Raw genomic sequence first — 11,061 nt, 5'->3', positions numbered from 1 at the left:
AAAAGCAAGCTTCTAGATCCCGTTCGACTTGCATGTATTAGGCCTGCCGCTAGCGTTCATCCTGAGCCAGGATCAAACTCTCCATTGTAAAGTTTTTTTTCCGCTACTCTCGTAGCTTATTCCTATCGACTCTTATTGATATGCTTCTTGAAAAACTATCCTAAAATAGCCTCTCGTCGTTTCGTCTTACAACACTTCAATGAACTTTTTTGGACTTCTTCTCAATCCAAATTGTAGTCTCTCGACCCTAATTTTTGTCTCCATTCCGTTGAACAGGATTGCAAAGGTAAGAAAGTAATTTGATCAGGCAATCTTTTTAAAGTAAAAAAGTTTGAAAATTTTTAAACCCAAACACTTTTTTAAACCTTCTTTATTACCTCTTTTCAACTCCTTGCCCCCGTTTGGGATTGCAAAAGTGCAACTTATTTTACAATTAACAAGACCTAATCTCAAAGAAATTTTAAAATCATAACTACTACCCTGAATATCAATAAGAAAAAATTAAAAATGTTTTTAAGTAAAATATATAACCACAATTTAACTGCTAACCAATTTAAAAAGGGGCCTACATCATCTCGGTCTAAATTCTTCGGGTTTGGATTCCGTTGCAGGCAAGTTATTCTTTGATAACTTGCCCCAGTTTATCGGGATTGGTTTAAAATCATAGGTTTATTCTATTTCGGAGATTTTATTAACAAGAAAGCAAAATCATAATAAATAAATAATTCACAAGATTACTATCATAAATTATGAGCCTTGATCCATGATAATAACCAATAAATTGAAAAAGCTCGAATTTCTTCGAGCTTTTTCAATTTATCTTAAGATAGTTTGTTTCCTATCTGGGCCAACTGAGACCATTTTGATAGGAACACCAAGTTCTTCTTCTAACAAACTAACATAATTCCTCAATTCACTTGGGAAGTCATCATAATTGGCAACATGAGCCAATGACTGATTCCAACCTTTGATTGTTTTATATACTGGTTTAGCTTCTTGTTCATTTATCTCGTAAGAAAGTCTATCAACAAGCGAACCATCAGGTAATTGATAATGAGTGCATACTTTGATGTTTTCAAATATATTCAACACATCTGCTTTCATCATGAATAGCTGCGTGACGCCATTGATCATGATCGAATATTTCAATGCAGGTAAATCAATCCAGCCACATCTTCTAGGTCTTCCTGTTGTAGATCCGAATTCATTTCCTTCTTTTCTCATATCCTCTCCATCTTGATCAAACAACTCCGTTGGAAATGGACCACTACCCACTCTAGTACAATAGGCCTTAAAAATCCCATAAACTTCTCCTATTCTGGCTGGCGCAACCCCCAGTCCAGTACAGGCTCCAGCGGTCATCGTGCTACTACTAGTAACAAACGGATAACTTCCGAAATCTATATCTAATAGAGATCCTTGAGCTCCTTCAGCCAAAACTTTTTGACCTTTGGACAAAAATTCATTCACTTGATACTCGCTATCAATCAAATTAAGCGTTTTGAAAAACTCGATGGATTCAAAAAAGACTTTTTCAAGTTCGGCAAGTTCATCAAGCGGGAAGTCATAAAAAGATAGAATAGTCTTATGCTTCTCAACTAAAGTATCATATTTCACCTTAAAGTCAGCTGCTAATATATCCCCAACTCTCAAAGCTACTCTTCCAATCTTATCTTGATAAGTAGGGCCTATACCTTTTAAAGTAGAACCTATTTTCTTGTCACCTTTGGATTTTTCATAAGCAGCATCTAATAACTTATGTGTAGGAATAATTATAGTTGCTTTCTTTGAAATAAAAAGATTTTGATTGAAGTCAATGTTAAACTTACCAAGACCTTGAATTTCCTTTCTCAAAACAACAGGATCTAATACTACTCCATTGCCAATAATATTGACTAAGTTAGATCTAAAAATTCCAGAGGGAATCTGGTGCAAAACATGCTTAATTCCATCAAATTCCAGTGTATGCCCTGCATTTGGGCCACCTTGAAATCTGGCTACTACATCATATTGGGGAGCGAGTACATCGACCACTTTTCCTTTTCCTTCATCGCCCCATTGTAGGCCCAAAAGCACATCCATTTTCATTTGATTATATTTTGACTGATTTGTTAGTATTCTTTTTGAGGCGTGAAGTTTGGAATAAGGTTAAATAATTGCAAGTAAAAGAATGTATTTATTCTAAATACTCCACAGATGGGTCGATCACACATGTGTTTCTTGAGCCAAATCATAAAATGATTTAAAATCACTTACCCTTTAAAAACAAAATCCTCTAAATGAAAAAAACATATAGAGGATTATATTGAGCGCTATAGAATATTATTCAAGCTAAGAAATTTCATTCTTAGCATCTTCAATGGAATCAAAAACTGTAAATATGTTATTCAACTTAGTTATAATCAAAAGCTTTTTGACATGTTCAGAAGGAGAAGTCAGGTAAACTTCACCACCTGAATTTCTCATTTTTGTAAGCATGGTAATTAACACACCAATTCCGCTTGATGAAATATACCTGACTTCCCTGAGGTCTATGACGAAGTTTTTGATCTTGTCATTTACCGCATTGGTGACAATCTCCACTAATTTTGGTCCAACGTCATCACCTATTAAGTCACCTTGAATATGTAAATACTGAACATTGTCAGCCTTTTCTAATTGATAGCTCAGTTTCATACGATCTCTCTATTTTCACATTTTTCTTTGGTACAATTACCGTACAAGATTAAGGAGTGATGCAGCACCTTGAAATTTAAAATTTCTCCAACTGTATTTTGAATGTTTTGAATTCTTGGATCACAAAACTCTAAAACTTGATTACAGTCTACGCAAATCAGATGATCGTGTTGTTTATAACCGTAGGACTTTTCGTATTGAGCGAGGTTTTTACCAAACTGGTGCTTTGTCACCAGATCGCACTCTACCAAAAGATCTAGGGTATTATATACTGTGGCCCTACTGACACGGTAGTTTTTGTTTTTCATACTGATGTACAAAGACTCTACATCAAAATGACCTCCTCGGCCATATATCTCCTCTAAGATAGCGTAGCGTTCAGGTGTCTTTCTAAGCTTTTTATTCTCAAGATAAGCGGTGAAAATTTTCTTTACCTCTTCAAAAAGGGTTTCATTCAAGGCCATTTCTTTTGTTTTTGTTTCAAATATAACTGTTCTTATTTAGAAATAATTCAAATAAATAAATAGAGGGAGGCTAATACCTAAATCATGAACACACTTATTCCTAGTTTTAGGATTCAACAAGAGCATTTTCTTTTAATAGTCAAATCTTGTGATTTTAATTACACCATCAACTTTTCCAAGATTCCCCATTAGTTTTTCTAGATGCTGGGTACTATGAACATATAGCTTGATAGTACCTTCAAAAATCCCTGCATCAGAATCTACAGTGATGGATCGCATATTCACCTTCAGTTCATTAGAGATAACTTTGGTCACATCATTGATCAAACCTACTCTATCTGTACCTACGATTCTAAGGCCTGCTAGGAACGCAATTTCTTGCTGGCTTGTCCACTTGGCTTTGATTACTCTATTACCATGATTGGAAAGCAGCTCAAGCGCATTTGGGCAAGATGTCCTATGAATTTTGATACCTTCATTTACGGTAACAAAACCAAAAACATCATCTCCAGGTATTGGATTACAGCATTTGGCCAAAATATAATCTACTACATCCATATCCTCTCCTATCAAGAGCTGATCATGGTCTGGCCCCTTAAGGCTTTTGATTTGCTTTGTAAAAGAGGACTCATCCTTGACGATATCCAAAGATGATTTACTTTTCTGTCGCTTATCCTCCTTGAAATCTTTGAAACTCTTGATAGATGTAGACTCAATCATGCCTTTGCCAACTTTATAATAAAACTCATTAGCAGTCTTAGTTTCAAAATAAGCTCTTAGCTGCTCGACAGTTTCAGAGTTAAAATCCAACTTCATCTGTTTCAACTTGCGCTGGACTATTTCCTTTCCATCAAGAATAGATGACTTTTTTTCTTCCCTCAGAGCATCTTTGATTTTAGCTTTTGCTCTCGAAGTTACAACGACATTAAGCCAGTCTTCTGTAGGCTTCTGTTTGTTGGAAGTGAGGATTTCTACCTGATCACCATTCTTGAGTTTATGATTGATTGAGACAAGTTTTTGGTTGACCTTGGCTCCAATGCATTTTGCCCCAACTTCAGTGTGTATCTCAAAAGCAAAGTCAAGTGCTGTAGATCCAAAGGGCATCACTTTCAAATCTCCCTTTGGTGTAAATACAAAGACCTCATCATGGAACAAATTTCCCCTAAAGTCATCCATAAACTCAATCGCAGAACCGTCGTTCGACTCTAAAAGTGTTCTCACTTGCGTGATCCAATCATCTAATCCTGGTGACGCCTTGTTAGCCAATGCCTCCTTATCTTTATATTTCCAATGAGCAGCATAGCCTCGTTCTGCAATATCATCCATGCGTTGAGTTCTGATTTGAACTTCTACCCATTGACCTGTATTGCTCATCACAGTGGTATGAAGAGATTCGTAACCGTTGGATCTTGGTGTACTTATCCAATCTCTCAGTCTGTCAGGGTTTGGCCTATAAAAATCAGTGACAACGGAATATACCTGCCAGCAATCCGCTTTTTCATTGTCATATTCTGAATCCATGATAATTCTCACTGCAAAGAGGTCATAAACTTCTTCAAAGGGGATATTCTGTTTTTTCATCTTATTATAAATTGAATAGACAGATTTTGGTCTTCCCTTGATCGAAAAATTAAAGCCTTGAGCTTTCAACTCTTCCTCAATTGGAGCGATGAATGTTTTAATGAATTTATTTCTAGATAACCTCGTTTCGTTTATTTTTTCAACAATAAAATTATAGGTGTCTGTATCTGTATACTTTAAATATAAATCTTCTAACTCTGATTTGATGGTGTAAAGTCCAAGCCTATGCGCAAGCGGAGCATAGAGATACATGGTCTCAGAGGCAATTTTTAACTGCTTGTGCCGAGGCATGCTAGAAAGAGTCCTCATATTATTGAGTCTATCCGCGATTTTGATAAGAATCACCCTAACATCATCAGAGAGCGTAAGGAGCATTTTTCTAAAATTCTCTGCCTGCTGAGATGATCCATAATCGAATACACCCGAGATTTTTGTTAGCCCATCAATGATCTGCATGACCTTATGGCCAAATTCCCTTTCGATATCTTCCAGCTCCCATTCTGTATCTTCTACTACATCATGAAGCAGCGCAGCTACTATACTTGTAGGACCCAAACCTATCTCCTCAACACAGACTAAAGCTACTTCCAAAGGATGGTATATATAAGGTTCTCCTGATTTTCTACGCATTTCCTTATGCGCATCATTTGAGACATTAAAGGCCTTCTTTATAATCTTTGCATCACCAGCTTTAAGCAAAGGCTTCGCCAGTCTAAGCAATTTTCTGTATCGCTTGAGTATTTCCTTTCTTTCTTCTTCCAGATCAACCTGTATCATATATTCGAAGGTAAAAACAATTCCAAAATTAAAGCAACGAGGACTTCAATAATTTTTTTCTACTTTTTTTAATATTTTTTCAAACCAACTTTTGCAAGTTTCGATTTCGTTATTACCTTTGCGTCCACATTAGATAAGCGGATGTGGCGAAATTGGTAGACGCACTAGACTTAGGATCTAGCGCCGTAAGGCATGGGGGTTCGAGTCCCTCTATCCGCACGTTTTCAAACCCTCAATCACGGTTCCGATTTCGAAATAGCTTCGGCTCTTCGAATGAAGAATAGAGATTGAGGGTTTTTAGTTAAACACAAATCAAAATCAAAATACCTTGGAAATTACATTAGACAAGCATTCAGCAAATCAGGCTTCAGTTAAAATTAAGTTAAATGAAGCAGATTATCAACCAAAGGTTGATGCTAAAGTTAAAGATTATGCAAGGAAAGCCAATATCAAAGGCTTTAGACCCGGCAAAGCTCCAATCGCTATGGTGAAAAAGCTTTACGGAACATCCGTGTTGGTTGACGAGATTAACAACATGCTCTCATCTTCTTTGAATGATTACTTGAAATCCCAAACTTTTAGAATTCTTGGCGACCCTCTTCCAGTTGTTGAAAACGCAGATCAAATTGATTGGGCCAACCAAAAGGATTTTGATTTCGAATACAAAATTGGATTTGTTGAAGATGTGAAAGTTGATTTTGACAAATCATTAAACGTGACTAGCTATACGCTTGAAGTGGATAAAGCTACCATAGCAGATGCTGTTTCGAACTTGAGAAGACAATATGGTAAAATGACCAACCCTGATGTAAGCCAAGAAGGAGATTTTCTTTATGGTGACATCAAGGCTTTAGATGGTTCTTTTGAGAAAACCTTCTCTCTACCTTTATCTAAAGTAGATGGTAGGTCATTGAAAAAATTCATTGGTTTATCTAAAGGTGATATTATAGAATTTGATCCATCTAAAGCTATCAAAGAAGATCTTGCTGAAGTTGTTGGTGTGGAAGATTCTGAAGTAGAAAAGCTATCCGGTAAATTCAGCTTTGTAGTTCAAAATATCAATAGAACTGAAGAAGCTGAATTGAACCAAGAGTTTTTCGATAAAGTATTCGGTCCCGATCAAGTAGACTCAGAGGAAGCATTTATGGAAAAGGTAAATGCCATCATGTCTGAGAATTACAACAAAGAAGTGAAGGTATTTAGTGATGAAAAAATCAAAGATACTTTGATTGAAAAAGCGAACATCGACCTTCCAGAGGGATTCTTGAAAGAGTGGTTGTTCAGGGCAAATGAAGGAAAAGTGACGCAAGAGCAAGTTGATCAAGAATATCCAATCTATGCAAAGCAGCTTTCTTGGACTATTATTTCAAATGAGATCGCTAAGAACAATGAAATCAAAGCTGAACATGAAGATGTAATTGAGAAGACCAAAGAAATGATCAGGGACCAATTCGCCTCTTCTGGTATGGGAGCTCAATTGGAATCAAGCATGGATATGTTTGTTGATAATTACCTTCAAGGCAATGAAGGTCAAAATTACATGCAAATGTTAACTTCCGTTCAAAATGACAAGGTACTAGCTTTTGTCAAAGAAAAAATAGATATCACTGAAGAAGTTATCTCCATTGATAAGTTCAAGGAACTTTTGGAAAACTAATTCAGATTCAAAATCGTTTAAAAAAAGTCCTTCATTAAGTAAGGGCTTTTTTTATTTTTGTAAACGACTAAACAAAACACATATGTTTAACAAAGACGAATTCAGAAAATACGCAATTCATAATCATGGTATCAGTGGAAATGCCTTTGATCAATATGACACATTCATCAATGGGATGACAAGGTCAGTTATTGAAGAGAGACCGACAAACTTCCGTGAAATTGATGTTTTCTCTAGATTAATTATGGATAGAATCATCTTTTTGGGAACTCAAGTAGATGATTTTATCGCCAATATTATTACAGCTCAATTACTTTTTTTAGAATCTACAGATCCTAAAAAAGATGTTTTGCTGTATATCAATAGCCCGGGGGGTTCGGTAACAGCAGGATTAGGAATATATGATACCATGCAATACATCAATCCTGATGTAGCCACAATTTGTACTGGTATCGCTGCCTCTATGGGTGCTGTACTCTTAGCAGGAGGAGCAAAAGACAAGAGATCTGCACTTCAACACTCTAGAGTAATGATTCATCAACCTTCTGGCGGGATGCAAGGTCAATCAAAAGACATGGAAATCTCATTGAAGCTAATCCTTTCGATGAAAAAAGAATTGTATGATATCCTTGCGCAACATTCAGGAAAAACTTACGAAGAAATCGAAAGAGATTCAGATAGAGATTACTGGATGAAAGCTCCAGAAGCCAAAGAATATGGCTTAATTGATGAAGTATTGATAAGAAAAAGATAAAAATGGCTCAAACGACTTGCTCCTTTTGTGGTAGAAATAAAAAAGATGTAGATCTGATGGTTTCGGGCATTTCTGCCCATATTTGCAATTTCTGTATAGATCAAGCCTATCAGATCTTGGGAGAAGAGGAGAAAACAAAAAAGCCTTCTAAAAACCAGAAGTTCCAGCTAAAAAAGCCGAAAGAACTCAATGCGTACCTAGACCAATATGTAATCGGCCAACAGGATGCTAAGAAAGTACTCACCGTAGCTGTATACAACCACTACAAAAGATTGCAGCAAAAAACCAATGATGATGAAATCAAGATTGAAAAATCAAACATCATCATGGTTGGGGAAACGGGGACTGGAAAAACTTACTTAGCCAAAACTCTCGCCAAAACTTTAGAAGTGCCATTTTGCATTGCTGACGCGACTGTATTAACTGAAGCTGGATATGTTGGCGAAGACGTTGAAAGCATCTTGACACGTCTCTTGCAAGCTGCTGATTACAATGTAGAAGCAGCAGAAAGAGGGATTGTCTATATCGACGAGATTGATAAGATTGCTAGAAAATCTGATAACCCTTCGATCACCAGAGATGTAAGTGGAGAAGGTGTACAGCAGGCCTTATTGAAACTCCTAGAAGGCACTGTGGTCAATGTTCCTCCTCAAGGTGGAAGAAAGCACCCTGATCAAAAAATGATTGCTGTCAATACAGAGAATATCCTTTTTGTATGCGGGGGAGCATTTGACGGGATCAGTAGACATATCGCCAGAAGGCTTAATACGCAACCTCTGGGCTTTGCTAAATTAGAAGAAAAAGCACATGCAGATAGGGATAATCTACTACAATATGTGACTGCCCAAGATTTGAAATCTTTCGGTTTGATTCCAGAATTGATTGGTAGACTTCCAGTTGTAACTCACTTGGATCCACTAGATAAAGATGCTTTGAAAAGTATTTTGACAGAACCAAAGAATGCCTTGACCAAACAGTATAAAAAACTGATGGATATGGAAGGGGTTGCCTTGGTCTTCGAAGAAAGTGGTATAGATTACATTGTCGAAAGAGCAATGGAATATAATCTAGGCGCACGTGGACTTCGCTCTATTTGCGAAGCCATAGTAACGGACGCCATGTACGAGTTACCATCAAATGAATCGATAAAAGAGCTGGTCATAGACGCAAAATATGCTCAAGAACAATTTGACAAATCAAAGTTCAAAAAACTTCAGGTAGCTTAAAATTAAAAAGGGGGATGGTCAAAACCATCCCCCTTTTTAATTTTATTTGGGTTTTACAAAGTGAATAAAAATTACAAATTATTTATTAAAGTAGGTTTTGAGCTTAACTTAAACTTTTCAAAACTAACTTGGCTGTTTCTATGGATGCTTCTTGATTTCCAATCTTACCTTTGATTTCATCATATCCTTGTAGCATATTGCCTCGATACACTGAATTACTTAAGGTTTTATTTAATTCAGTGGATAAATGTTCCTTGTTGAAGTCTTCTTGGATTAACTCTTTTACTATCTCTCTTTCGCCTATTAGGTTCACTAATGAAATGTAGGGTACGCTTATCAGCCTTTTTGCAATAGCATAGCTAAGCGAACTGGTTTTGTATACAACTACTTGTGGTACTCTAAACAGCGCGGTTTCCAAAGTAGCTGTCCCAGAAGTAACTATGGCCGCCGTCGAATAATGTAGTAGGTCATAGGTTTGATCAAAAATAACTTTTATACCCGCCTCTTCTGCTAATTGATAAAGTACTTTTGGCAAATTCTTTACACCTGCTACTACAAATTGTGCATTGGGGAATTGACTAACCATATCTACCATAATACGCATCATATTCATCACCTCTTGCTTCCTACTGCCTGGAAGTAGTGCTATGATGGGTTGATAGCTTAATTCATTTTTTTGATAAAAAAACTCGTGGGGGCTAAACCCATTTAACTCATCCAATAATGGATTCCCAACATAAGTGGCATTTACACCATATTTTTTGAAAAAATCAACTTCAAAAGGTAGAATACAATAGACCTGATCTACATATTTTTGAATTTTCAAAGCTCTTTTTTGATTCCAAGCCCAAACTTTAGGAGGGATATAATAATGTACTCTAAACCCATTGAGTTTAGCAAATTTAGCGATTTTCATATTGAACCCACCAAAATCAACTAAAAGCACGATATCTGGCTTTTGAGCAAGAATATCATTTTTTACAATGGATAAATACTTGAGGACTTTCCTAAATCCTAGTATCACTTCCAAGAAGCCCATCAACGCAATTTCCTGATAATGCACTGTAAGTTTTTGACCTGCTTTTTCAGAAAAATCACCTCCCATTCCCACAATCTCAGCTGAAGGGTCAATTTTTAAAAGAGCCTTGATGAGATTAGAAGCATGAAGGTCACCTGACCGTTCTCCAGAGATGATGTAGTATTTCATTAGAATTAAATAAAAGTGGTGAAATTATATAAAAAGAAAAAGGCTGCTTCAAACAACCTTTAACAATATTAGTCCATCAAAACTATTCTCCAAAATATTCCACAAAATTTCTCGGTGTTTCATAAAGCGTCAACTTATAAAGACTACCATTCGCAACAATTTTATCTACTTCAGGTTTAAGGATTTTCCAAAATTCCATGACTAGATTTTCGCAACTTGCCATTTTCCCTAGCATAAAATCCACGTCTAGATTAAGATTTTTATGATCAACTCTGTCAATAATCAGTTTTCGAATCAAGCTACTTAGATCTTTTAGATCGACAACAAAACCAGTCTCCGGGTCAGGCAGCCCTTTTACAGTGACAATTAATTCAAAATTGTGGCCATGCCAGTTTGCATTTGCACAGGGACCAAAAACCTCTACATTCTTTTCTTCCGACCAATTTGGATTCCATAATTTATGAGCAGCATTAAAATGCTCCTTTCTGCAAACGTGTATCATTACTTTCTGATTTGGCTTGCAAATTTATGGAAAAGATTGGGAAATAAGAATAGGAGAAAAATCAATCAAATCAATAATTGCTTACAGCGATCAAATTGACCACCTATCAGCGCTGCAAATTGCCCCCCAGAGTTAAGTAGTTTTTTGGTCAGGAATAGTAGACTTACATCGCGTTAAAGTTATTGTTTTTCTTGATTAATATTTCGTTTTCTTCTTA

9 protein-coding genes, 1 tRNA gene and 1 rRNA gene are annotated in these 11,061 nt (G+C 36.3%); 4 read left to right on the top strand and 7 right to left on the bottom strand.

Features of this window, described 5'->3' with window-relative positions:
* From BW935_RS17770 to BW935_RS17750, 5 genes are all read right to left on the bottom strand, one after another.
* Positions 1-88 (bottom strand): 16S ribosomal RNA (locus BW935_RS17770); the annotation flags it as partial.
* A gap of 728 nt (positions 89-816) precedes the next feature.
* Positions 817-2,088, bottom strand: coding sequence for an adenylosuccinate synthase (locus BW935_RS17765; protein WP_076503130.1), 1,272 nt, complete (start codon positions 2,086-2,088; stop codon positions 817-819).
* 243 nt (positions 2,089-2,331) lie between these two features.
* Positions 2,332-2,676 (bottom strand): STAS domain-containing protein, encoded by a 345-nt coding sequence (locus BW935_RS17760; RefSeq protein ID WP_076503129.1) that lies wholly within the window; start codon positions 2,674-2,676, stop codon positions 2,332-2,334.
* The gene (locus BW935_RS17755; RefSeq protein ID WP_076503128.1) at positions 2,673-3,140 is read right to left on the bottom strand and encodes a Fur family transcriptional regulator; all 468 of its coding nucleotides are present in this window, start codon (positions 3,138-3,140) and stop codon (positions 2,673-2,675) included. Before BW935_RS17755 ends, BW935_RS17760 begins: the two co-directional genes overlap by 4 nt.
* Positions 3,141-3,272: 132 nt before the next feature.
* Positions 3,273-5,498, bottom strand: a complete 2,226-nt coding sequence (locus BW935_RS17750; protein WP_076503127.1) for a RelA/SpoT family protein — start codon at positions 5,496-5,498, stop codon at positions 3,273-3,275.
* A 137-nt stretch (positions 5,499-5,635) separates the two neighbouring features.
* Between BW935_RS17750 and BW935_RS17745 the strand changes: the two genes are divergently transcribed.
* From BW935_RS17745 to clpX, 4 genes are all read left to right on the top strand, one after another.
* A tRNA-Leu gene (locus tag BW935_RS17745) sits at positions 5,636-5,717 on the top strand.
* Positions 5,718-5,826: 109 nt separating this feature from the next.
* Positions 5,827-7,155 (top strand): trigger factor, encoded by a 1,329-nt coding sequence (gene tig, locus BW935_RS17740; protein ID WP_076503126.1) that lies wholly within the window; start codon positions 5,827-5,829, stop codon positions 7,153-7,155.
* Between the two features lie 82 nt (positions 7,156-7,237).
* Positions 7,238-7,909 (top strand): ClpP family protease, encoded by a 672-nt coding sequence (locus tag BW935_RS17735; RefSeq protein WP_076503125.1) that lies wholly within the window; start codon positions 7,238-7,240, stop codon positions 7,907-7,909.
* A gap of 2 nt (positions 7,910-7,911) precedes the next feature.
* Positions 7,912-9,135 (top strand): ATP-dependent Clp protease ATP-binding subunit ClpX, encoded by a 1,224-nt coding sequence (clpX, locus tag BW935_RS17730; RefSeq protein ID WP_076503124.1) that lies wholly within the window; start codon positions 7,912-7,914, stop codon positions 9,133-9,135.
* Positions 9,136-9,238: 103 nt separating this feature from the next.
* Here clpX and lpxB read toward each other — a convergent pair whose 3' ends face one another.
* Both lpxB and BW935_RS17720 read right to left on the bottom strand, forming a co-directional pair.
* The gene (lpxB, locus tag BW935_RS17725; protein WP_076503123.1) at positions 9,239-10,342 is read right to left on the bottom strand and encodes a lipid-A-disaccharide synthase; all 1,104 of its coding nucleotides are present in this window, start codon (positions 10,340-10,342) and stop codon (positions 9,239-9,241) included.
* 82 nt (positions 10,343-10,424) lie between these two features.
* Complete coding sequence (locus tag BW935_RS17720; protein ID WP_076503122.1) at positions 10,425-10,844, bottom strand: 6-pyruvoyl trahydropterin synthase family protein; 420 nt, start codon at positions 10,842-10,844, stop codon at positions 10,425-10,427.
* Positions 10,845-11,061 lie beyond the last annotated feature (217 nt).

The sequence above is a fragment of the Belliella pelovolcani genome (assembly GCF_900156785.1).
GTDB classification, from domain to species: Bacteria; Bacteroidota; Bacteroidia; order Cytophagales; family Cyclobacteriaceae; genus Belliella; species Belliella pelovolcani.
This window is presented reverse-complemented; position numbering and strand designations above follow the sequence as displayed.